19 protein-coding genes are annotated in these 21,754 nt (G+C 65.5%); 12 read left to right on the top strand and 7 right to left on the bottom strand.

Annotated elements, in window-relative coordinates; all coding sequences use genetic code 11:
• Positions 1-44: 44 nt before the first annotated feature.
• Positions 45-770: a phosphonate metabolism transcriptional regulator PhnF gene (gene phnF / locus I6F38_RS21205; RefSeq protein ID WP_225161673.1), complete on the bottom strand. Its 726-nt coding sequence runs from the start codon at positions 768-770 to the stop codon at positions 45-47.
• Between the two features lie 116 nt (positions 771-886).
• Here phnF and phnG point away from each other — a divergent pair, with 116 nt between their 5' ends.
• From phnG to I6F38_RS21160, 9 genes are read left to right on the top strand one after another with little or no spacing between them, the layout of a single operon-like run.
• A complete protein-coding gene (gene phnG, locus I6F38_RS21200) occupies positions 887-1,348 on the top strand; it encodes a phosphonate C-P lyase system protein PhnG (protein ID WP_225161672.1) in 462 nt (153 codons plus the stop codon).
• A 4-nt stretch (positions 1,349-1,352) separates the two neighbouring features.
• Positions 1,353-1,961, top strand: coding sequence for a phosphonate C-P lyase system protein PhnH (phnH, locus tag I6F38_RS21195; RefSeq protein WP_225161671.1), 609 nt, complete (start codon positions 1,353-1,355; stop codon positions 1,959-1,961).
• A gap of 3 nt (positions 1,962-1,964) precedes the next feature.
• Positions 1,965-3,068, top strand: coding sequence for a carbon-phosphorus lyase complex subunit PhnI (locus I6F38_RS21190; RefSeq protein ID WP_225161670.1), 1,104 nt, complete (start codon positions 1,965-1,967; stop codon positions 3,066-3,068).
• A complete protein-coding gene (locus I6F38_RS21185) occupies positions 3,065-3,949 on the top strand; it encodes an alpha-D-ribose 1-methylphosphonate 5-phosphate C-P-lyase PhnJ (protein ID WP_225161669.1) in 885 nt (294 codons plus the stop codon). The genes I6F38_RS21190 and I6F38_RS21185 overlap by 4 nt, the downstream gene beginning before the upstream one ends.
• On the top strand, positions 3,942-4,739 hold the full coding sequence (gene phnK, locus I6F38_RS21180) for a phosphonate C-P lyase system protein PhnK (RefSeq protein ID WP_028339544.1): 798 nt from the start codon (positions 3,942-3,944) through the stop codon (positions 4,737-4,739). The genes I6F38_RS21185 and phnK overlap by 8 nt, the downstream gene beginning before the upstream one ends.
• An 8-nt stretch (positions 4,740-4,747) precedes the next feature.
• Complete coding sequence (gene phnL, locus I6F38_RS21175; RefSeq protein WP_028334536.1) at positions 4,748-5,446, top strand: phosphonate C-P lyase system protein PhnL; 699 nt, start codon at positions 4,748-4,750, stop codon at positions 5,444-5,446.
• Positions 5,447-5,459: 13 nt separating this feature from the next.
• A complete protein-coding gene (locus I6F38_RS21170) occupies positions 5,460-6,614 on the top strand; it encodes an alpha-D-ribose 1-methylphosphonate 5-triphosphate diphosphatase (RefSeq protein WP_225161668.1) in 1,155 nt (384 codons plus the stop codon).
• Positions 6,611-7,204, top strand: coding sequence for a phosphonate metabolism protein/1,5-bisphosphokinase (PRPP-forming) PhnN (gene phnN, locus I6F38_RS21165; protein WP_225161667.1), 594 nt, complete (start codon positions 6,611-6,613; stop codon positions 7,202-7,204). Before I6F38_RS21170 ends, phnN begins: the two co-directional genes overlap by 4 nt.
• A 22-nt stretch (positions 7,205-7,226) precedes the next feature.
• Positions 7,227-7,838, top strand: coding sequence for a pyridoxamine 5'-phosphate oxidase family protein (locus I6F38_RS21160; RefSeq protein WP_057015434.1), 612 nt, complete (start codon positions 7,227-7,229; stop codon positions 7,836-7,838).
• 135 nt (positions 7,839-7,973) lie between these two features.
• On the opposite strand, the gene sulP is transcribed toward I6F38_RS21160, so the two are convergent.
• Both sulP and I6F38_RS21150 read right to left on the bottom strand, forming a co-directional pair.
• On the bottom strand, positions 7,974-9,698 hold the full coding sequence (gene sulP, locus I6F38_RS21155) for a sulfate permease (protein WP_225161666.1): 1,725 nt from the start codon (positions 9,696-9,698) through the stop codon (positions 7,974-7,976).
• 69 nt (positions 9,699-9,767) lie between these two features.
• The gene (locus tag I6F38_RS21150; protein WP_028339538.1) at positions 9,768-10,367 is read right to left on the bottom strand and encodes a TetR/AcrR family transcriptional regulator; all 600 of its coding nucleotides are present in this window, start codon (positions 10,365-10,367) and stop codon (positions 9,768-9,770) included.
• A 204-nt stretch (positions 10,368-10,571) separates the two neighbouring features.
• Between I6F38_RS21150 and I6F38_RS21145 the strand changes: the two genes are divergently transcribed.
• Positions 10,572-11,816 carry an efflux RND transporter periplasmic adaptor subunit gene (locus tag I6F38_RS21145; RefSeq protein ID WP_225161665.1) on the top strand — a complete coding sequence of 415 codons (1,245 nt, stop codon included), beginning with the start codon at positions 10,572-10,574 and terminating at the stop codon, positions 11,814-11,816.
• 23 nt (positions 11,817-11,839) lie between these two features.
• Positions 11,840-15,022, top strand: coding sequence for a multidrug efflux RND transporter permease subunit (locus tag I6F38_RS21140; protein ID WP_225161664.1), 3,183 nt, complete (start codon positions 11,840-11,842; stop codon positions 15,020-15,022).
• Positions 15,023-15,159: 137 nt separating this feature from the next.
• Here I6F38_RS21140 and I6F38_RS21135 read toward each other — a convergent pair whose 3' ends face one another.
• The 4 genes from I6F38_RS21135 to I6F38_RS21120 all read right to left on the bottom strand — a co-directional run bounded on the left by I6F38_RS21135 (position 15,160) and on the right by I6F38_RS21120 (position 17,949).
• On the bottom strand, positions 15,160-15,378 hold the full coding sequence (locus tag I6F38_RS21135; protein ID WP_076828992.1) for a hypothetical protein: 219 nt from the start codon (positions 15,376-15,378) through the stop codon (positions 15,160-15,162).
• Positions 15,379-15,594: 216 nt separating this feature from the next.
• Positions 15,595-16,395 (bottom strand): SDR family NAD(P)-dependent oxidoreductase, encoded by an 801-nt coding sequence (locus I6F38_RS21130; protein WP_225161663.1) that lies wholly within the window; start codon positions 16,393-16,395, stop codon positions 15,595-15,597.
• 1 nt (position 16,396) lies between these two features.
• Positions 16,397-16,951 carry a carboxymuconolactone decarboxylase family protein gene (locus I6F38_RS21125; protein WP_225161662.1) on the bottom strand — a complete coding sequence of 185 codons (555 nt, stop codon included), beginning with the start codon at positions 16,949-16,951 and terminating at the stop codon, positions 16,397-16,399.
• Between the two features lie 47 nt (positions 16,952-16,998).
• Positions 16,999-17,949, bottom strand: coding sequence for a hypothetical protein (locus I6F38_RS21120; protein ID WP_225161661.1), 951 nt, complete (start codon positions 17,947-17,949; stop codon positions 16,999-17,001).
• Between the two features lie 235 nt (positions 17,950-18,184).
• On the opposite strand from I6F38_RS21120, the gene I6F38_RS21115 reads away from it, so the two are divergent.
• On the top strand, positions 18,185-21,658 hold the full coding sequence (locus I6F38_RS21115; RefSeq protein WP_225161660.1) for an indolepyruvate ferredoxin oxidoreductase family protein: 3,474 nt from the start codon (positions 18,185-18,187) through the stop codon (positions 21,656-21,658).
• The last annotated feature ends 96 nt before the right edge of the window (positions 21,659-21,754 follow it).

The raw sequence follows: 21,754 nt of genomic DNA, 5'->3' as shown, positions 1-21,754 counted from the left end.
AACCCTCTCCCCGCAAGAGCGGGGCGAGGGAGAAGAGTTCATCGTCAGCCGTTCTCGACCAGAAACTCCACGCGCTCGGCGGCGAAGCGCGAGCGCTTGGTCACCAGCGGCTGGTCCAGCATGTCGACGTCGGTGGCGTCGACCACCAGCACCGGCCGTCCCAGCGGCAGGTCGAGCCGCGCGGCGTCGGTCGCATCGACGATCGCCGCGGTGATCCGGGTCGAGGCGCGGTGGTAGTCCTTGACGCCGTAATGCCCGAGCAGCTTCGTCATCGAGCGGACGTTGGCGAACACGCTGCCGGCATCGGGAAACCGCTCGGCCGACAGCCAGGTGGTGGAAACGCAGATCGGCGTCCGGTCGGCGAGCCGCACTGCTTCGATCCGGATCAGCGGCGCACCGATCCTCAGGCCGAGCTCGCGCGCGATCTCGCGATTGGCGGTGTCGCTGCTCGCATCGATCAGCTGGCCGCGCGGCTCGTGACCGCCGGCGCCGACGATCTCGGAAAATCGCGTGCGTGAGCGCAAGGGATAGGCGAGGCGCTGGGCTTCGACATAGGTGCCGCTACCGCGTTCCGCGCGCACCAGGCCGCGCTCGGCCAATGCGGCGAGCGCCCGCCGCACGGTGTGCCGGTTGACCCGGTACGTCTCGGCGATCTCCATCTCGCCGGGCAGCTTTTCGCCGGCGGCGAAGCGGCCGTCAGCGATGCCGCGCTCGATGCCGTCGGCGACCTGCCGCCACAAGGCGACGCCGGAACTTTCCTGCATGCTCATGGCGCGGTGATACCAGAAATCTTTGGTTTGTCACGAAACAGTCATGGCGCTCCGCTATCAAGTTGTCTAGTATCATAGACAACTTGATGCAAGCAAGGTTGCCCAAAGGTTTGCCCATGAGTTCGACCGGACCAAACAGCAAACAGGCCCAGCGCAAGGCCGCGATGACGGTGCTGGCGCACGCCGCCGCTGCTGATATCGCCGGCAGGCTGGCGGCGATCGCGCTGCCCGCGCATGAGAACCTGCGTGAGCCGGAAAACGGCCTTGTGATGCTGCGCGGGCGGATCGGCGGCGACGGTGCGCCGTTCAATCTCGGCGAGGCGACGGTGTCGCGCGCGGCGGTGCGGCTTGCGACCGGCGAGGTCGGCTTCGGCTACACGCTCGGCCGCGACGCGCGGAAGGCGCAGATGATCGCACTGTGCGACGCCATGGTGCAGTCGGCGGAGCTGTCCGGGGAGGTGGAGGCCAAGGTGATCGCGCCGCTGCGCGTCGCCATGAACGCCGAACGCGGCCGCAAGGCGGCGGAAACCGCGGCGACGCGGGTCGATTTCTACACGATGGTGCGCGGTGAGGGATGATGCAATGACGACGATTGCCGAAATGCCCGCGGGCTTTGCCGACAAGGTGCTGTCGGCGCAGTCGACTTTCCGTTCCGTGATGGATGCGATGGCGCGCCCGGGCAGCGTGCAGCGCGTCGCCGCGAGCGTCGGAACACCGGCCGGCATGATGCGCGGCTCGGCCGCGATCGCGGCGACGCTGTTCGATCACGACACGCCGATCTGGCTTGACGCTGCGATGTCGGCGACGCCGGACGTCGCCCGCTGGCTGAAGTTTCACGCCAGCGCGCCGGTGGTGGCCGATTCCTCGATCGCGAGCTTCGCTTTGATCGGCGATGCCGCGAGCCTGCCGGCGCTCGATCGCTTCGCATTCGGCAGCAGCGAATATCCTGACCGGTCGACCACGCTGATCCTGCAGGTCGACAGCCTGACGCAGGGGCCGGCCTTCGAGCTGAAAGGGCCCGGCATCGACGGCAGCGCCGTGCTGCAGGCGATGCTCAAGCCGCGCGACCTGTTCCAGCGGCTTGCGATCAACGAAGCCCTGTTCCCGCGCGGCATCGATGTCGTGCTGGTCCATGACGATGCCATTGTGGCGATCCCGCGCACCACGCGGCTGATCGCAAGCGGAGTGTGAGCGATGTATGTAGCCGTCAAGGGAGGCGAGCGCGCCATCGAGAACGCCCATCGTCTGCTCGCGCATGAGCGGCGCGGCGACCGCGACGTGCCCGAGGTGACGCTGGCACAGATTTCCGAGCAACTCGCGCTCGGCGTCGATCGCGTCATGACCGAAGGTTCGCTCTACGATCGCGAGCTCGCGGCGCTCGCGATCAAGCAGGCGCGCGGCGACATGATCGAGGCGATCTTCCTGGTCCGCGCCTTCCGCGCCACGCTGCCGCGCTTCGGCGCCACCGAGCCGGTCAACACCGGCGAGATGCAGGTACGGCGGCGGATCTCCTCGACCTTCAAGGACGTTCCGGGCGGCCAGATCCTGGGGCCGACCTTCGATTACACCCATCGCCTGCTCGATCCGCAGCTTGCGGAAGGTTTTGTACCCGAGCAGCCGGAGACCGCGGAAGCCTCGCAGGCGGCGACGCCGCGGGTCACCGACATTCTCGGCCGTGACGGCCTGATCGAATCCTCGCCGCAGGCCGATAGCGACACGCCGGTCGGCGACCTCACGCGCGAGCCGCTGAGCTTTCCGGCCGACCGCGATCTGCGGCTGCAGAATCTGGCGCGAGGCGACGAGGGCTTCCTGCTCGCGCTCGGCTACTCGACGCAGCGCGGCTACGGCCGCAATCACCCGTTTGCCTGCGAGATCCGCTTCGGCGAGGTCGAGGTCGAGTTCTTCGCCGAGGACGCGGGCTTTGCCGTGCCGCTCGGCTCGATCGAATTGACCGAGTGCCAGATGGTCAACCAGTTCAAGGGCTCGACCACCGAGGCGCCGTGCTTTACCCGCGGCTATGGCCTCGCCTTCGGCCAGAGCGAACGCAAGACCATGTCGATGGCGCTGGTCGATCGCGCGCTGCGTGCGCGCGAGCTCGGCGAGGAGGCGGCGGCGCCGGCGCAGGACGAGGAGTTCGTGATGTCGCACTCCGACAATGTCCAGTCGACCGGCTTCGTCGAGCATCTCAAGCTGCCGCATTATGTCGACTTCCAGTCCGAGCTCGGCCTCTTGCGCAAGCTGCGACAGGAGTTCGCGGAAGCCAACGAGGCCGTGGAAATGCAGGAGGCCGCGGAATGAACGCGCCGACGTACAATTTCGCCTATCTCGACGAGCAGACCAAGCGGATGATCCGCCGCGCGATCCTCAAGGCGATCGCGATCCCCGGCTATCAGGTGCCGTTTGCGAGCCGCGAGATGCCGATGCCCTATGGCTGGGGCACCGGGGGCGTGCAGGTGACGGCCGCGATCCTCGGTCCCGACGACGTGCTGAAGGTGATCGACCAGGGCTCGGACGACACCACCAACGCGATCTCGATCCGCAAGTTCTTCGGCAAGACCGCTGGTGTCGCGACCACGACCTCGACCACGGACGCGACCGTGATCCAGACCCGGCATCGCATTCCCGAGGCCTCGCTGCATGCCGGGCAGGTGCTGGTCTATCAGGTGCCGATCCCCGAGCCGCTGCGCTTCCTCGAGCCGCGCGAGACCGAGACGCGGCGCATGCACGCGCTCGCCGAATACGGGCTGATGCACGTCAAGCTCTACGAGGACATCGCGCGCTTCGGCCATATCGCCACCGCCTACGCCTATCCGGTGAAGGTCAACGCGCGCTACGTGATGGACCCGTCGCCGACACCGAAATTCGACAATCCGAAGATGGACAATTGCGCGGCGCTGCAGCTGTTCGGCGCCGGCCGCGAAAAGCGCATCTACGCGATCCCGCCCTACACCAACGTGGTCTCGCTGGACTTCGAGGATCACCCGTTCACGCGCTACCGCTTCAACGCGCCCTGCGCGCTGTGCGGCGCCGACAATTCCTATCTCGACGAGATCGTCACCGACGACAAGGGCGGGCGGATGTTTGTCTGCTCCGACACGGACTTCTGCGAGCAGCGCCAGGCCGCCGGCCATCACGGCACCGAGAGCGCAGCGCCGCACAAGGAGAAGGCGCATGTCTGAGCTCTCAAGCCTCGACAACGATGAGCCGCTGCTGGTGGCCGAGGGGCTTGCCAAGAACTACGGCCGGCTGGCGGCCTGCCGCGACGTCTCGTTCGCACTCTATCCCGGCGAGGTGCTGGCGATCGTCGGCGAGTCCGGCTCGGGCAAGTCGACGCTGCTGCAGCTGCTCTCGGCGCAGCTCGCGCCGAGCGCCGGCCGGGTGTGCTATCGGATGCGCGACGGCGTGCTGCGCGATCTCGCCGAGCTCGGCGAGGCCGAGCGGCGCTTCCTGTTTCGCACCGACTGGGGCTTCGTGCACCAGGATCCGGCGCAGGGCCTGCGCATGGGCGTGTCGGCCGGCGCCAATGTCGGCGAGCGGCTGATGGCGGTCGGCTGGAATCATTACGGCCGCATTCGCGACACCGCGTCGACCTGGCTGGAGCGGGTCGAGATCGATACCGGCCGCATCGACGACGCGCCGAAGACCTATTCCGGCGGCATGCGGCAGCGGCTGCAGATCGCCCGCAACCTCGTCACCGAGCCGCGGCTGGTGTTCATGGACGAGCCGACCGGCGGCCTCGACGTCTCGGTGCAGGCCCGCCTGCTCGACCTGATGCGCAACCTCGTCAGCGAGCTCGGGCTTGCCGCGATCGTCGTGACCCACGATCTGGCGGTGGCGCGCTTGCTCTCGCATCGCGTGATGGTGATGAAGGGCGGCCGCGTCATCGAGACCGGCCTCACCGACCAGGTGCTTGACGATCCGCGTGAGCCCTATACGCAGCTACTCGTTTCCTCGATTCTTCCGCCATGAGCGTGCCAATGACCGCGATGATCGAACTTGCCGACGCCGAGAAGACCTTCACCATGCACCTGCAGGGCGGCGTCGAACTGCCCGTGGTGCGCGGCGTCTCGTTTCACGCCGATCCGGGTGAGTGCGTGGTGCTGTCGGGCCCGTCGGGCGCCGGCAAATCCTCCATCCTGAAGATGATCTTCGGCAACTACCGCTGCGACAGCGGCCGGATCGGCATCCGCCATCACGGCAAGGTTGTCGACCTTGCCACCGCCGAGCCGCGCCAGGTGCTGAGCATCCGCCGCTCGACCATCGGCTATGTCAGCCAGTTCCTGCGCGCCGTGCCGCGGGTGGCGACGATCGACGTCGTCGCCGAGCCCTTGATCGTCAACGGCGTGGCACGCGAGGAGGCCCGCGCGCGCGCCGGCCAGCTGCTGCGCCGGCTCAACATTCCGGAGCGGCTGTGGACCTTGCCGCCCTCGACCTTCTCCGGCGGCGAGCAGCAGCGTGTCAACATCGCGCGCGGCTTCATCTCGGATCTGCCGATCCTGCTGCTGGACGAGCCGACCGCTTCGCTCGATGCGGCGAATCGCGCCGTGGTGGTCGAGCTGATTGCCGAGAAAAAGACCAAGGGCGTCGCGATGGTCGCGATTGTCCATGACGACGAAATCCGTCATCTGATCGCCGACCGTATCGTCGATGTGACCTCGTTCGCGGCTGCTGCCTGAAGGACCGTTTGAAATGACCGCCAAGCAAGACACCATCATCGGCAACGCCCGGCTGGTCCTCGCCGATCGCGTGATCGAGCAGGGCTGGGTCGCGATTGCTGATGGCAAGATCGCCGAGTTCGGCGAGGGCAGGGCGCCCGAGGCCGCCGAAGATGCAGGCGGCGACCTCCTGATGCCCGGGCTGATCGAGCTGCACACCGACCATCTCGAGATGCACTATGTGCCGCGGCCGAAGGTGTTCTGGAATCCGGTCGCGGCCGTGATCTCCTATGACGGGCAGCTCGCGACCTCAGGCATCACCACGGTGCTGGATTCGCTGAGGGTCTGGCGCGAGGACGGCGCCGAGGATGTCGACGGTCGCGCCGGCGTGCTGGCGGCGGCGATCGCGGCGGCGCGCGAGGAGAATCTGCTGCGCGCCGATCACTTCCTGCATCTGCGCTGCGAGGTCCCGATGCCGGACGTGGTTGCCGAGGCCAAGGAACTGATCGACCGGCCGGACGTGCGGCTGATGTCGCTGATGGACCACACCCCGGGCCAGCGCCAGTTCCGCGACGAGGTCAAGCTGCGCGACTACTATCGCGGCAAGGGCGGCGGCATGACCGACGCCCAGCTCGACGTGTTGTTCGCGCGGCGCTTCGCCTATCAGAAGGAATATGCGGTGGCGAACACCCGCGCGATCGTCGCGCTGGCGCATGAATATCGGATCCCGCTGGCGAGCCATGACGACACCACGGATGAGAACGTGGTCGACGCCGTCAACGACAAGGTCGCGGTGGCGGAGTTCCCGACCACGATGGAAGCTGCGCGGGGCTTGCACGCCGCCGGCATCGACATCCTGATGGGTGCGCCGAATGTGGTGCGCGGCGGCTCGCACTCCGGCAATATCGCGGCCGTCGATCTCGCCAATGAGGGCATGCTCGATATCCTGTCGTCGGACTACATCCCGTCCAGCCTGCTGATGGCGGCGCTGCAATTGCCGCGGCATGTGCCGGCGATCGATCTCGCTTCCGCCGTGCGCACCGTGACCAAGACACCGGCCGAAGCGGTCGGGCTCACCGACCGCGGCGAGATCGCGGTCGGCCGGCGCGCTGACCTGATCCGCGTGCATGTCGCGCGCGATCTGCCTGTCGTGCGCAGCGTCTGGCGCGAAGGAGGGAGGGTCGCATGACCGTTGCATCCGTCGTCGCCGACCGGCGCGCCGGAATCGGTCCCGGCCGGCTGATCCTGGTGGTCGGCCCGAGCGGCGCCGGCAAGGATACGCTGCTGGGGTTCGCCAAGGCGGCCTGTGGCGATGATCGCGATGTCGTGTTTCCCCGCCGGCTGATCACCCGCCAGGCCTCGGCGTCGGAGGACAATGAGGAGGTCAGTGCGGAAAGCTTCCAGCGCGCGGTGGCCGCCGGTGACTTCGCCATGCACTGGGAAGCGCACGGCCATCGCTATGCGCTGTCGCGGTCGATCAACGACGATATCGGTGCCGGACGCACGGTGATCGCGAACGTCTCGCGCACCGTGATCGCGGCGGCGCGCCGCAACTATGCCAATGCTGTCGTGGTGCTGGTCACGGCGCCGCCGGATGTGCTGGCCGCGCGGCTCGCAATGCGGGCGCGCAGCAGCGACGGCCTTCTCGAGCAGCGGCTGGCCCGCACGGTCGACGAGAGCACGTCGACGCCCGATTTCACCATCGTCAATTCCGGCACCGCCGACTATCATGCGCGACAGCTTGTCCGCATCATCAAGGGCGAACGCTGGGACCAATAGCAACCAAAGGAGAACGGCACGAATGTCGGTGATCGAAACGGTCGAGCAGCTTGAGGCGATCTACGGCTTCCCGAACGACGCGTCGACCGTGAAGGTCGCCGATCACGTGACGCCGCTCTATCGTGTGCTCATCGAGAAGTCGCCGTTCGTGTCGCTTGCGACCGCAGGCCCCGAAGGGCTCGATTGCTCGCCGCGCGGCGACCTGCCGGGCTTCGTGCGCATCCATGATGCGAAGACGCTGATGATGCCGGATCGCCGCGGCAACAATCGCTGCGATTCGCTGCGCAACATCGTTCGCGATCCCCGCGTCGGCTTGCTGTTCCTGATTCCGGGCTCAGGCAGCACGCTGCGCGTCAACGGCCGCGCCTATGTCACGGCCGAACCGGAGCTGCTCGCCTCCTTCATGATGGAAGGCAAGGCACCGCGCACGGTGATCGTAATGCATGTGGAGGAGATTTATTTCCAGTGTGCGCGCGCGATCGTGCGCTCCGATCTCTGGAATCCGGACAAGCGGGTCGATCCGAAGGTCTTGCCGACGCCGGGCCAGATCCTTGCCGAGATGAGCGAGCACACGGTCGGCGGCGAAAAATACGATCGGGAATGGCCGGAGCGCGCGCGGCAGACGATGTGGTGATGCGCCCGGACGGCTGGGAAGCATGATCCGGAAAAGTGCGAAGCGGTTTTCCCTGCGACAAACGCGAAGCGTTTGCGCGGAGATCATGCTCAAACAAAAGCGCTATGGCGCGCTGACGATTGAACCCATCGCGCCTTAGGCCTCGGCGCGGTCTTCCCAGTCCTCCCAGGTCACGTCGTCATTGATCTCGAGGTAGCGCGCAACGGCAACGCCGATGGTCGGGAAGAAATTGTTCTCGCCGAGCTGCGCCAGCAGGCCGAATTTCTTCAGCTTGTCCTTGACGGGGTCCTTGAGCTCGGCAAAGCACAGCTCGATCTTCTGTGCGTGCAACGCCTCGTCGAGCTCGGCGAGAATGTCGCCCGCGGTCACGTCCACGCTGGTGACCGGCTCGGCCGTGACCACCAGCCAGCGCACCGGCGTCGGAGACTTCGCCACCGCATCCAGCGCGCGTTCCTTGAAGAACTCGGCATTGGCAAAGAACAGCGGCGCATCCCACCGGAACAGCACCAGCCCGGGGATCTGGCGCGCATCCGGGTATCGCGTGATGTCGTGATAGCCCTTCACGCCGGAAGCGCGGCCCAGCACGGCGGAATGCGGCCGCCAGCCGTCCCACAGGAATTCGACGATGGCGAGCACGATGGCGAGGCCTATTCCGGGAATCACCCCCAGCACGGCCACGCCGACAAAGCAGACCATCGATAGCCAGAACTCCCATTGCTGAATGCGGTAGATTCGCCTGAGGTCGCCGACCTCAAACAGGCCGAGCGCGGCGGCGATGACGACGGCGGCCAATGCGGCGTTGGGCAGGTGCTGGAGCAGGTTCGGCGCTATCAGCAGCAGAAAGGCGATGGCCAGCGCGCCGATGACGCTGGTCAATTGCGTGCGCGCTCCGGCAGCTTCCGCAACAGGCGTGCGCGATCCGCTGCTGCTGATCGGAAAACCCTGAAAAAAGCCGGCCGCCAGATTGGCCGCGCCGAGCCCCACCATCTCCTGGTTGGGATCAACGCGATCGCCCAATCGTCCCGCATAGGCGCGCGACAGCACGCTGGTGTCGGCGAACGACACCAGCGCGACGGCGCTGCCGCCGATCAGCACCTGCACGATGTCGCCATAGCCGATCCGGGGAATCGCAAATCCCGGCAGGCCCTGGGGAAGCGAACCCAGGACCGTCACGCCGAAGCGGGCCCCGAGATCGAAAACGCCGGTGACGACCGTCGCCGCGACGACGGCAATCAGGATGCCCGGCAACCGCTTGTTCCGGGCGAGCAGCAGGATCACCGCCAGCGTCGCAAGGCCGATCCCGAGGGTCGCCCAATTCGTCTTTCCGTCGACGATTGCTCCGATGACCGCCCAGAGACTGCGCAGAGGTCCATCGCCTTCAATGGAAAAGCCGAACAGCTTTGGCAGCTGGCTGATCAGCACGGTCAGGGCAATGCCGTTCATGTAGCCGTAGCGGATCGGCTTGGAGAGAAGCTCGGTCAGGAATCCCAGCCGCGCGATACCCGCGACGATGCATATCGTTCCGGAGACGACCGCCATCATGGCGGCCAGGGTTGCCGCACGCATCGGATCGCCGCCCGACAGCGGAACGACGACGCCGAGGATGATGGCCGCAAGCGCCGAGTCCGGCCCAAGGACAAGGATTCGGCTCGGCCCGAACAGCGCGTAGACGAGCAGCGGGATGATCGTCGCATAAAGCCCGTAGATGCCGGGCAGGCCAGACGCTTCCGCATAGGCGATGCCGACCGGGACCAGCATGGTCGCGAGCACAAGCCCGGCGACGATGTCGTGTGGAAGCCACGCCGCTTGATATCGACGCAGCGTGGTGAGACCTGGCAGCCAGCCGGTCCAATGCTTCATCGCCGGTCACTCCCAACGTCGTTGGGGCCGCAGGCGCTTGACGTGAACCGCTCTACCCCTTCAACCGCTCTACCCCTTCGCCTGCTCATCAAACGCCTTGAGCGACACCGCTGCAATCTCGCGCAGCGCGTTGCGGTCGGCGCCCGAGGAAGCCATCACGCACATGCCTGATGTCACCGCGGAGAGATAGCGGGCAAGGGTGGCCGGATCGGCGCTTTCGCCCAGGTCGCGTTCGGCCTTCGCGCGGACAAAACGTTCGTGCAGCTGGTCCTCGGTTCGGGTGCGGCGCGCTGCCAGTTCAAATGGAACATTCTCCGAGCCGGTGCCGCAGGCAAGGCCGCCCTGGACCAGCAGGCAGCCGGGCGGGTTGGCGGGATCGGTCTGGGCGTCCGCGTGCTCCATGAGAAATCGTTCGGCCACCTCTCGGGCGGTGGCGGCGCCCAAAACCTTTTCCATCCAGGCGTCGCGCTTCTCGGTGTAGCGGTCGAGCGCGGCCTTCAGCAGGCCCTCCTTGCTGCCAAAGGCGGCGTAGAGGCTGGGCGGATTGATATTCATCGCCTCGGTGAGCTGGGCGATCGTCGCGCCCTCGTAACCATGGCGCCAGAATACGTCCATGGCCTGGTCCAAAGCGGCGTCCGCGTCGAAAGCGCGGGGGCGTCCCATTCCCATTTTTCGTTGCTCCGTAAGCCGGGTGCCGTTTCTACGACGGATTGTCCCTAGCTTATCCTCTTGTTGCACGTGATGTTTTTCCGCGACTTCCCATTTCCCCATGAATGAGATAAGAAATTCATAGTGCTTGATACATAAGTATCTTGCGAACCGGCGTCCAGCTTCACATCTGTAGCGAACACTACAGATATCTGGAGCGCGTGAATGCCCTCGTCAATCCAAAATCCCCGTTCCGGCCGCTTCCGACGTGTCGTCGGCGGTATCGTGATCCTTGGCGCCCTCGCGGTGGCCGGTTCGATCGCGACCGGCCACTATTTTCATGCCGCACAGGCGACCGCGACTGCCGCGGCTCCCGAGCCGGCCGTCCCGGTCACCGTTGCCGTGATCCAGCCGCGGCCGACCACGCTGTTCGATGACTTCTCGGGCCGGCTCGAAGCCGTCGACCGGGTTCAGCTCCGGCCGCGGGTGGCCGGCGCGATCCTTTCGACCAACTTCACCGAGGGCGCGCTGGTGAAGTCCGGCGACATCCTGTTCAAGATCGACCCCGCGCCCTACGCCGCCGAGGTCGATCGCGCCCAGGCGCAGCTCGAGGCCGCCAAGGCCCGCGTCGTGTTCACCACGAGCGAGGTCGAGCGCGGCGCACAGCTGGTTGGCAACAACATCGTCACCAAGCGCGATTTCGACCAGCGCGACAACGCCAATCGCGAGGCAGTCGCCAACGTCAAGGCCGCCGAGGCCGCGCTGCAGACGGCCAAACTCAATCTCGACTACACCGAGGTGCGGGCGCCGGTCGACGGCCGGGTCGGCAGGATCGAGGTCACCGTCGGCAATCTCGTCGCCGCCGGCACCTCCTCGCCGGTCCTGACCTCGCTGGTCTCGGTCAATCCGATCTATGCGAGCTTCGATGCCGACGAGGAAGTCGTGCTGCGCGCGCTGAACTCGATCGCGGACGCCTCCGGCAAGCGCGGCAATCTCGACCAGATTCCGGTCGACATGGTGACGTCGGGCGGCCTCGGCGCCAAGGGGCACATCCAGCTGATCGACAACCAGGTCAACGGGCAGAGCGGCACCATCCGCGTCCGCGCCGTGTTCAAGAACGATGACGGCCGGCTGATCCCGGGACAGTTCGCCCGCGTGCGCATGGGCCAGCCCAAGCAGCAGACGCTGGTGCTGATCGACGAGCGCGCTGTCGGCACCGACCAGGACAAGAAGTTCGTCATGCTGGTCGGCGACGACAGCCGCGCTGTCTATCGCTCCATCACGCTTGGCGGCTCGGTCGATGGCCTGCGGATCGTCACCGCCGGCCTGAAATCCGGCGACCGCATCGTCGTCAACGGCCTGCAGCGCGTGCGTCCGGGTGCGCTTCTGAAGATGGAAGTCGCCGAGATGGGCGCGCGCGGCATGCAGCAGGCATCCACTGAAACCAACCAGCACGTCGTGCAGCGCTAGGCGCTGCGCGCGGGGGCGGAGCCATGAATCTCTCAAAATTCTTTATCGACCGGCCGATCTTCGCCGGCGTGCTTTCGATCCTGATCTTCCTGGCCGGCCTGATCTCGCTGCTGGCGATGCCGATCTCGGAATATCCCGACGTGGTGCCGCCGTCGGTCGTGGTGCGCGCGACCTATCCCGGCGCCAATCCGAAGGTGATCGCCGAGACGGTCGCGACCCCGATCGAGGAGCAGATCAACGGCGTCGAAGGCATGCTCTACATGTCGAGCCAGGCGACCACCGACGGCGCGATGACGCTGACGGTGACGTTCCGGCTCGGCACCGACCCCGACAAGGCGATCCAACTGGTGCAGAATCGCGTGCAGCAGGCCGAGCCGCGCCTGCCGGCCGTGGTGCGCCAGCTCGGCATCATCACCAAGAAGAGCTCGCCCGACCTCACCATGGTCGTGCATCTGCTGTCGCCGAACAACCGCTATGACATGACGTATCTGCGCAACTACGCGGTACTCAATGTCAAGGACCGGCTGGCGCGGATCGACGGCGTCGGCGACGTCCAGCTCTATGGCGCCGGCGACTATTCGATGCGGGTCTGGGTCGATCCGCAGAAAGCCGCCGAGCATTCGCTGACCGCGAGCGACGTCGTACGCGCGATCCAGGCCCAGAACGTCGAGGCTGCCGCCGGCGTGGTCGGCTCCTCGCCCAGCGTCAAGGGCATCGACCTCCAGCTCTCCGTCAACGCCGAGGGACGGTTGTCGACCGAGGAGCAGTTCGGCGACATCGTGGTGAAGACGGGTTCGGCAGGCGAGGTGGTGCGGCTGCGCGACGTCGCGCGGGTCGAGCTCGGCGCCTCCGAATACGGCCTGCGCTCGCTGCTCGACAACAAGCAGGCGGTCGCGATCCCGATCTTCCAGGCGCCGGGGTCGAATGCGCTGGAGATCTCCGACCACGTCCGCGCCACGATGGCCGAGATCAAGAACAACATGCCGGAAGGCGTGACGTACCAGATCGTCTATGATCCGACGCAATTCGTGCGCTCCTCGATCGAAGCCGTGATCCACACGCTGCTAGAGGCGATCGCGCTGGTCGTGCTGGTCGTGATCCTGTTCCTGCAGACCTGGCGCGCCTCGATCATTCCGCTGATCGCGGTCCCGGTGTCGATCGTCGGCACCTTTGCGGTGATGCATCTGTTCGGCTTCTCGATCAACGCGCTCAGCCTGTTCGGCCTGGTGCTCGCGATCGGCATCGTGGTCGATGACGCCATCGTCGTGGTCGAGAACGTCGAGCGCAACATCGAATCCGGGCTGTCGCCGCGCGACGCCACCAACCAGGCGATGCGCGAAGTGTCGGGCCCGATCATCGCGATCGCGCTGGTCCTGATCGCGGTGTTCGTGCCGCTGGCCTTTATCTCCGGCCTCACCGGACAGTTCTACAAGCAGTTCGCGCTGACCATCGCGATCTCGACCGTAATCTCGGCGATCAATTCGCTGACGCTGTCGCCGGCGCTGTCGGCGCTGCTGCTCAAGGGGCATCATGAGCCGAAGGACTGGCTGACCCGGATCATGGAGAGGTCGCTCGGCTGGTTCTTCCGCGGCTTCAACAAGGTCTTTACAAAATCCTCCGAGAACTACGGCCGCACCGTCACCAAGGTGATCTACGGCAAGGCCGTGGTGATCGGTCTCTACGTGCTCTTGATCGGCCTGACCGGCGTGCTGTTCAAGCAGGTGCCGAGCGGCTTCGTGCCGGGCCAGGACAAGCAGTATCTGGTCGGCTTTGCCCGGCTGCCCGATGGTGCGACGCTCGACCGCACCGAGGAAGTGATCCGCAAGATGAGCGACATCGCGCTGACCCAGCCCGGCGTCGAAAGCTCGGTGGCGTTCCCCGGCCTGTCGATCTCCGGCTTCACCAACTCCTCCAACGCCGGCATCGTGTTCTCGACCTTGAAGCCGTTCGACGAGCGCAAGGATCCCTCGCTCAGCGGTCCGGCGATCGCGGCCGCGCTGAACAAGAAATATGCCGGCATCCAGGACGCCTTCATCGCCATGTTCCCGCCGCCGCCGGTCAACGGCCTCGGCACCATCGGCGGCTTCAAGCTGCAGATCGAGGACCGCGCCGGCCTCGGCTATGAAGCGCTGAACGACGCGACCAAGGCGTTCATGGCGGCGATGCAGAAGGCGCCGGAAATTGCCGGCGTGTTCTCGAGCTTCCAGGTCAACGTGCCGCAGCTGTTCGCCGATATCGACCGCACCAAGGCACTCCAACTGGGCGTGCCTGTGACGGAAGTCTTCAACACGCTGCAGATCTATCTCGGCTCCTACTACGTCAACGACTTCAACAAATTCGGCCGCACCTATTCGGTCTATGTGCAGGCCGATGCGCCGTTCCGCGCGCGTGCCGACGACATCAGGCAGTTGAAGGTGCGCTCGTCGTCGGGCGACATGGTGCCGCTGTCGGCCTTGCTGAAGGTCCGCCAGAGCGCGGGGCCGGAGCGTGCGATCCGCTACAACGGCTTCTTGTCGTCGGACATCAACGCGGCTGCCGCGCCGGGCTATTCCTCCGGCCAGGCCCAGGAGGCGGCGACACGGATCGCGGCCGAAGTGCTGCCGCCCGGCTTTGCCTTCGAATGGACCGACCTGACCTATCAGGAGTTCATCGCCGGCAATTCCGGAATCTGGGTGTTTCCGCTGGCGATCCTCTTGGTGTTCCTGGTGCTCGCCGCGCTCTATGAGAGCTTGGCGCTGCCGCTCTCGATCATCATGATCGTGCCGATGGGGCTGTTGGCCGCGATGTTCGGGGTCTGGCTGTCGAAGGGCGACAACAATGTCTTCACCCAGATCGGCCTGATCGTGCTGGTCGGATTGTCGGCCAAGAACGCCATCCTGATCGTCGAGTTCGCGCGCGAGCTTGAATTCGCGGGACGGTCACCGATCCGTGCCGCGATCGAGGCGAGCCGGCTGCGGTTGCGGCCGATCCTGATGACGTCGATGGCGTTCATCATGGGCGTGCTGCCGCTGGTGCTGTCGACCGGCGCGGGCTCGGAGATGCGGCGCGCGATGGGCGTTGCCGTGTTCTCCGGCATGATCGGCGTCACGGTGTTCGGCCTGTTCCTGACGCCAGTGTTCTATGTGCTGCTGCGCAGCCTCACCGGGATGAAGCCGCTGACGCAGCACGGCGAGACGACCATCCCCGGAAAAGCACACGCGGCATGATGCCGCGTGTGCAGAGCGTTTTCGAGCGAAGTGGATACCGGTTCGCGTGAAGAAAACGCGGCAAGACAAAAAAACGAGAGCTTCGGCTTTGATTCAATCAAAACTGAAGCTCTCGTTCGTGTCAGCTTCGAACGGAATCAGGCTGCGATATCGAGCAGCAATTGTGACGAACCGCGGACCAGCACCTTGCGGCCCGCGGGCGTCAGTTCAAACGAATCGCCGCGCACGGCGACATAGCCGAGCGTGATCAGGCTTTCGACGGCGAACCTGTTCAGCCGTGAAGGGTTTGCTGCGGGAGCCCGCAACGCTTTCAGCGCATCCCACTGATCGGGTCTGAGTTCGAATTCTTCGCTCATCGGTCCAGGCACTCCAGAAGTTCTTGGCGTGCGAGATACAGAGCGCAGATGAATTTCGTGCGACCACAACGAGTCAGGATTTCGATTTATGTGGACGCGTCGTCACATCGCCGTGTCATTGGAATACTTCAATTTTTTCGAATCATTGCGGCGCAACAACGCGTGATTTCGTCACAGTGATTAATCCCAAATTGTCACACAGGTTAATCGTCTCGATTAACCGCGCCGCACACTTGCGCCGCCATCGACCGGCAACGTGACGCCGGTCACGAAGTTTGCTTCATCGGAGGCGAGAAACAGCGCGGCATTGGCGACGTCCCAGCCGGTGCCCATCTTGTGACGCAGCGGCACCTTGCTGTCACGCTCGGCCTCGACCTCGGCGCGGCTCTTCTTGAATTCGCGGGCGCGGGTGTCCACCGCCATCGGCGTATTCATCAATCCCGGCAGGATCACGTTTGCGCGAATGCCATATTGGGCGTTCTGGTAGGCGAGCTGTTCGGTGAAGGCGATCATCGCTGACTTGGTCGCCTTGTAGGCGACGTAAGGATAGGTCGTGATCGCAGCCATCGACGAGATGTTGATGATCGAGCCGCGCTGCTGCGTGCGCATGATCGGGATCACATGCTTGGCGGCGAGGATGCAGCTCTTCAGATTGATCGCCACGCAGCGGTCGAATGCTTCCTCTGATATGTCGAGCAGTTCGGCATCGCCGCCGGAGAGGCTGACGCCGACATTGTTGTGCAGGATATCGACGCTGCCCCAGCGGCCATGTGCGTCAGCCACCATCGCCTTGATGTCGGCATTATTGGTGACGTCGGCCTTGAAGGCGACTGAAGTCCCGCCCTTGGCCGCGATCAGGTCGACCGTCTCCTGCGCCGAAGCCAGATTGTGATCGACGCACAGCACCCTGGCGCCTTCGCGCGCGAAGGTCAGCGCGGTGGCGCGGCCGTTGCCGATGCCCTCGCCGGGGCTTTGGCCGGCACCGACGACGATGGCGACGCGATCTTGCAGGCGCATCTCACTTCACTCCCTGTAGCGGGTACTGCTGCAGTACCTCCTTGTAGTAAGGTTCGTTGTCGATCTGCATGGTGGCGAGCACCCGCACCACGGCGCAGTAGAATGCGATGGTCAGCACGAGGTCAGTCATGTGCTCGTCGGACAGATGTTGCTTGATCTCGGCGAAGGTTGCCTCCGACATCGCGAGCTCGCGCACCATCTCGCGGGCGCCCTTGAGGATCGCCTTTGCCAGCGGCTCGAGCTTCGACGGCTGGCCTTTGGTCTCCGCGATCAGGCTCTGGATATCCTCGTCGGTGACGCCGAACTCCTTGCCGATCTTCACATGGTGGGTGAATTCGTATTCCGACTGCTCGAGCCAGCCGACCTGCAGGATCGCGAGTTCGCGTAAGCGCGGATCGAGCTTGCTCTTGAAGCGGATATAGCCGCCGACGCCGTTGAAGGCGCGCGCCATGTCCGGCGAGTTCACCAGCAGCTTGTGCAGATTGGTGTTGCGCTTGAGCATGTCACGATATTCGGGGGCGACCTGATCGGCTTCGAGATAGGGCAGGCGGGCCATTGTTGTTGTCCTTGTTTCGGCGGCTTGCGGAAGAGGCGGCTGTTGTTTCAGCCGTAGAGGGCTTTGTGCTCGCTTTCGTAGTTGGCGTAGGAATCCTTCATGCTGGCGCCGTTGAGCAGCATCGTTGCGACCACCGCGTTGTCGGCATCGAACACGGTCGAGCGCACCCACATGCTCTCGGTGCGCTTGCTGCCGGAAAGCGCCACGACCTCGCGCTCGACCCAATAGGTCTCGCCGGGGAATAGCGGCCCGCGCAAAAGACGGATCTCCTGGTCGGCGAACAGCCCGACCGCGGGGCCGCGGACCGGCAGCCGGTCCTCGCGCGCGCGGTACTGGAACAGCACGCTCAGCATCTCCATCGGGATGATGGCGCGGCCCCAGGGATTGTGCTCCAGCGAATAATAGTCCGATGGCTCGGTGATCACCTTGAGCTTGTCGGCCAGCGAAAACGGATAGAGGTCGCCCATGTTCTGGTCGAAATCCATCTTGATCGCCTGCCGCGGCGTCTTCATGCCGACCTTGATGTCGGCGAGGATGACGGGATCGGTCAGCGGCTTCAATTCGCCGAGGCGGTGGCTCAGCGCCGTCTCGCTGCCGTCGCCGTCGATCGAGGCGGTGCCGCGCAGGATCTCGGTGCCGTCGCGCTTGACCATCCCGATCGTGCAAACGGTCTGGCCCGGCTTCGGCTTCTCGATCTGGGCCTGCACCTCTTCGCCTTCGAACACCGGGTTGCGGTAATGCGCCGAGAGGCATCCGGTCATGAACCAGGCGCGGCCCCAGATCCGCTCGCACAGCGGCGCGAACTGGCTGAAATGGGTCGGTCCCTCGATCGTGCCGCCGCGGAAGCCGAGCTTCTGCGCGGTTGCGTCGTCGTGAATCGAAGCGTGGGAGTCGTAGGTCTGGGCCTGCAGCATCTGCTTCGGGCTGCGCCAGGGACCCACCAGCAGATCGCCGTTCTCCACGATTTCCGTCGTGAACGCGGATTCGACTGTAATCATCCTTGGTCTCCCTTTGCGCGCCACCGTTTCAAAGATGCCGGGGTTCGGCAAGCCTCGCAGAGCAACAAAGGCCTTGCAGCGGCAACAAGGCCTCGCATGCGCAACATGAGATATGTGCTGCGGCCATGGAACGGGGCTGTTCATGCATAACAAAATCAGTGCATGCTGATGCATGATCATTTCGGAAGATAATCAGACCGGTTCGGACCGGCGTGGCTGACTGACGGGGAAACTGATGGCGTTGATGGAAGTTGGACTGGACGACAAGTACCGGTTGGATACGAAACGAATCTTCCTCTCCGGTACCCAGGCGCTGGTCCGATTGCCCATGTTGCAGCGCGAACGAGACCGCGCGCAGGGGCTGAACACCGCCGGTTTCATCTCCGGTTACCGCGGTTCGCCGCTCGGCATGTACGACCACGCGTTGTGGCGGGCGAAATCCTTCCTCAGGGACCACGACATCGCCTTCGTCCCCGGCCTCAACGAGGATCTGGCGGCGACCGCGGTGTGGGGCAGCCAGCAGGTCGGCATGTTCCCCGGCGCCAAGGTCGATGGCGTGTTCGGCATCTGGTACGGCAAGGGCCCCGGCGTCGACCGCTCGCTCGACGCGCTCAAGCACGCCAATTCCGCCGGCACCTCGCCGAACGGCGGCGTGATCGCGCTGGCGGGCGACGACCATGGCTGCCAATCCTCCACCCTGGCGCATCAGAGCGAGCAGGTATTTGCCTCGGCGCTGATGCCGGTGGTCAATCCGGCGACGCTGCAGGATTATCTCGATCTCGGCATCCTCGGCTTCGCGCTGTCGCGCTATTCCGGCTGCTGGGTCGGCTTCAAGGCGATCTCGGAGACGGTGGAAAGCTCGGCCTCGATCGTCAGCGATCCTGATCGCATCAAGATCATCATGCCCGACGATTTCGAGATGCCGCCGGATGGGCTCTCGATCCGCTGGCCGGATCCGCCGCTCGACGCTGAGCGCAGGCTGCACGGGCCCAAGATGGAGGCGGTCGCGGCCTTCGCCCGCGTCAACCGCTTCGACCGCATCGTGCTGGATTCGAAGCCCGCACGGCTCGGCATCATGGCGACCGGCAAGGCCTATCTCGATCTGCGCCAGGCGCTCGCCGATCTCGGCATCACCGACGCCGATGCGCAGGCGCTCGGCCTGCGCATCTACAAGGTGGCGCTGACCTGGCCGCTCGAAGCGCGCGGCGCGCGCGCCTTCGCCGAGGGCCTGCAGGATGTGCTGGTCGTCGAGGAGAAGCGCGGCTTCATCGAGGACCAGCTGGTCCGCATCCTCTACAACATGGACGCCTCGAAGCGTCCCTCGGTGGTCGGCAAGCGCGACGAGAGCGGCGCGCCGCTGCTGCCGAGCGAGGGCGAGCTGACGCCGACCATGGTCGCCGCCGCCGTGGTGGCGCGGCTGCGCCGGCTCGGTCACCGCAGCCCGCTGCTGGAGCAGCGCTTGGCAAAACTCGAGGCGTTCGATCGCCCGGCCGAGGGCACGGGCACCGCGAAGCTGCAGCGCACGCCGTATTTCTGCTCGGGCTGCCCGCACAACTCGTCGACCAAAATCCCCGAGGGCAGCCGCGCCATGGCCGGCATCGGGTGTCACGGCATGGCGCTGTCGGTGCCGAACCGCAACACCCAGACCATCTCGCATATGGGTGCAGAGGGTGTGAGCTGGATCGGGCAGGCGCCGTTCACCAGCGAACAGCATGTGTTCCAGAATCTCGGCGACGGCACCTATACGCATTCCGGCTTGCTGGCGCTGCGCGCGGCGGCCGCGGCCGGCGTCAACATCACCTACAAGATCCTCTACAACGATGCGGTGGCGATGACCGGCGGCCAGCCGGCCGAGGGCGGCTTCACGGTGTCGCAGATCGCGCATCAGGTCGCCGCCGAGGGCACCAGGAAGCTTGCGATCGTCTCCGACGATCCGGACAAATATCCCGCCAATTATTTCCCTCCCGGCGCTACCATCCATCATCGCCGCGAGCTCGATGCCGTGCAGCGCACCCTGCGCGAGATCGAGGGCCTCACCGTCCTGATCTACGACCAGACCTGCGCCGCCGAGAAGCGCCGCCGCCGCAAGCGCGGGCTGTTCCCCGATCCGGCCAAGCGCGTCTTCATCAACGAGCGGGTCTGCGAGGGTTGCGGCGACTGCTCGGTGGCGTCGAACTGCGTCTCGGTGCAGCCGCTGGAGACCGAGCTTGGCCGCAAGCGCCGCATCGACCAGTCGAACTGCAACAAGGATTTCTCCTGCATCGAGGGCTTTTGCCCGAGCTTCGTGATGGTGCAGGATCCCAAGCTGCGCAAGGCGGACCGCGCTGCCGCCGATCCCAAGGCGTTGTTCGCCGACTTGCCGACGCCGCCTGTGGCCGCGTTGAGCAATCCCTACAACATCCTGATCACCGGCATCGGCGGTACCGGTGTGATCACCATCGGCGCGCTGCTCGGCATGGCCGCGCATGTCGAGGGGCTCGCCTGTTCGACGCTCGACTTCACCGGCCTGTCGCAGAAGAACGGCGCGGTGATGAGCCACGTCCGGCTCGCGCCCGCCTCCGACATGCTGACCACGGTGCGCATCGCGCCGGGCAATGCCAATTTGATCCTCGGCTGCGACCTCGTCGTCGCCACCAGCGTGCCGGCGCTGAGCCGCGCCGAGCGCGGCGTCACCCGCGCCGTCGTCAACGCCGATCTCTTGCCGACCGCGAGCTTCGTGATCGATCCCGATATCGACTTCGAAGCCAGCTCGATGCGCGATGCGCTGAACGGCGCGGTGACGCCTGGCGATCTCGACATCCTCGATGCCACCGGGCTTGCCACGGCGCTGATGGGCGACAGCATCGCCACCAACGCCTTCATGCTCGGCTTCGCCTTCCAGCGCGGCGCGATCCCGCTGTCGCTGGAAGCGATCCTGAAGGCGATCGAGCTCAACGGCGCCGCGATCGAGATGAACAAGACCGCGTTCTCGTGGGGCCGGCTCGCCGCGCATGATCTGCAACGCGTGGTCAGCGCCGCACGCTTCAAGAGCGCCGGCGCCGCGCCGGCAAAGAAGACGCTGGACGAGGCGATCGCGTTCCGCGCCAAATTCCTCACCGACTATCAGGATGCGGCCTACGCCAAGCGCTATCTCGACGACGTCGCGCGCGTCCGCGCCGCCGAGGCGGCCGCCGCGCCTGACTCGCAGGACCTGACCGAAGCCTTCGCAAAGGGCCTGTTCAAGCTGATGGCCTACAAGGACGAATACGAGGTCGCGCGGCTCTATTCCGATGGCGAGTTCAGCAAGGCCTTGAGGGAGCAGTTCCAAGGCAATTCCGGCTTGAAGGTCTTGCTGGCGCCGCCGCTGCTGGCCCAGCGCGATCCCGTCACCGGGCGGCTGCAGAAGCGTGAATTTGGTCCGTGGATTTTCACCGCGTTCGGCATGCTGGCGGGGTTGAAGGGCCTGCGCGGCACCGCCTTCGACATCTTCGGCTATACCGCCGAGCGCAAGATGGAGCGCGCATTGCCGGTCGAGTATTCGGCGATGATCCTGCGTCACCTCGACGGCAAGAAGCCGCTCGACTTGCCGCGCCTCGTGGCGCTGGCGAAGGCTGCGGAGCTCGTGCGTGGTTATGGCCACATCAAGGAGGGCAACGTCGCCCGCTACCGCACCGAATGCGCTCGGCTGGAGCGCGCGATCAGCCAGCCGCTGGCGCAGGCGGCGGAGTAAGGCCGGGGAACTTTCCACGGCCGCCCTGGTTGACCGGTAACCCTGCCTGCAAGCGGTGGCTGGATTCGCACGGCCGAGCCCCTACATGATGGCTGT

Origin of the sequence: Bradyrhizobium sp. BRP56 (assembly GCF_020194035.1) — a bacterium.
Lineage (GTDB): Bacteria > Pseudomonadota > Alphaproteobacteria > Rhizobiales > Xanthobacteraceae > Bradyrhizobium > Bradyrhizobium australafricanum.
The sequence above is the reverse complement of the archived record's forward strand: the minus strand, read 5'-3'. Positions and strand labels throughout refer to the sequence as shown.

What these genes read in the sequence shown, in the direction of transcription:
- phnF (WP_225161673.1), bottom strand. Translation starts at nt 770, where the DNA reads ATGAGCATGCAGGAAAGTTCCGGCGTCGCCTTGTGGCGGCAGGTCGCC.
- phnG (WP_225161672.1), top strand. Translation starts at nt 887, where the DNA reads ATGAGTTCGACCGGACCAAACAGCAAACAGGCCCAGCGCAAGGCCGCG.
- phnH (WP_225161671.1), top strand. Translation starts at nt 1,353, where the DNA reads ATGACGACGATTGCCGAAATGCCCGCGGGCTTTGCCGACAAGGTGCTG.
- I6F38_RS21190 (WP_225161670.1), top strand. Translation starts at nt 1,965, where the DNA reads ATGTATGTAGCCGTCAAGGGAGGCGAGCGCGCCATCGAGAACGCCCAT.
- I6F38_RS21185 (WP_225161669.1), top strand. Translation starts at nt 3,065, where the DNA reads ATGAACGCGCCGACGTACAATTTCGCCTATCTCGACGAGCAGACCAAG.
- phnK (WP_028339544.1), top strand. Translation starts at nt 3,942, where the DNA reads ATGTCTGAGCTCTCAAGCCTCGACAACGATGAGCCGCTGCTGGTGGCC.
- phnL (WP_028334536.1), top strand. Translation starts at nt 4,748, where the DNA reads ATGACCGCGATGATCGAACTTGCCGACGCCGAGAAGACCTTCACCATG.
- I6F38_RS21170 (WP_225161668.1), top strand. Translation starts at nt 5,460, where the DNA reads ATGACCGCCAAGCAAGACACCATCATCGGCAACGCCCGGCTGGTCCTC.
- phnN (WP_225161667.1), top strand. Translation starts at nt 6,611, where the DNA reads ATGACCGTTGCATCCGTCGTCGCCGACCGGCGCGCCGGAATCGGTCCC.
- I6F38_RS21160 (WP_057015434.1), top strand. Translation starts at nt 7,227, where the DNA reads ATGTCGGTGATCGAAACGGTCGAGCAGCTTGAGGCGATCTACGGCTTC.
- sulP (WP_225161666.1), bottom strand. Translation starts at nt 9,698, where the DNA reads ATGAAGCATTGGACCGGCTGGCTGCCAGGTCTCACCACGCTGCGTCGA.
- I6F38_RS21150 (WP_028339538.1), bottom strand. Translation starts at nt 10,367, where the DNA reads ATGGGAATGGGACGCCCCCGCGCTTTCGACGCGGACGCCGCTTTGGAC.
- I6F38_RS21145 (WP_225161665.1), top strand. Translation starts at nt 10,572, where the DNA reads ATGCCCTCGTCAATCCAAAATCCCCGTTCCGGCCGCTTCCGACGTGTC.
- I6F38_RS21140 (WP_225161664.1), top strand. Translation starts at nt 11,840, where the DNA reads ATGAATCTCTCAAAATTCTTTATCGACCGGCCGATCTTCGCCGGCGTG.
- I6F38_RS21135 (WP_076828992.1), bottom strand. Translation starts at nt 15,378, where the DNA reads ATGAGCGAAGAATTCGAACTCAGACCCGATCAGTGGGATGCGCTGAAA.
- I6F38_RS21130 (WP_225161663.1), bottom strand. Translation starts at nt 16,395, where the DNA reads ATGCGCCTGCAAGATCGCGTCGCCATCGTCGTCGGTGCCGGCCAAAGC.
- I6F38_RS21125 (WP_225161662.1), bottom strand. Translation starts at nt 16,951, where the DNA reads ATGGCCCGCCTGCCCTATCTCGAAGCCGATCAGGTCGCCCCCGAATAT.
- I6F38_RS21120 (WP_225161661.1), bottom strand. Translation starts at nt 17,949, where the DNA reads ATGATTACAGTCGAATCCGCGTTCACGACGGAAATCGTGGAGAACGGC.
- I6F38_RS21115 (WP_225161660.1), top strand. Translation starts at nt 18,185, where the DNA reads ATGGCGTTGATGGAAGTTGGACTGGACGACAAGTACCGGTTGGATACG.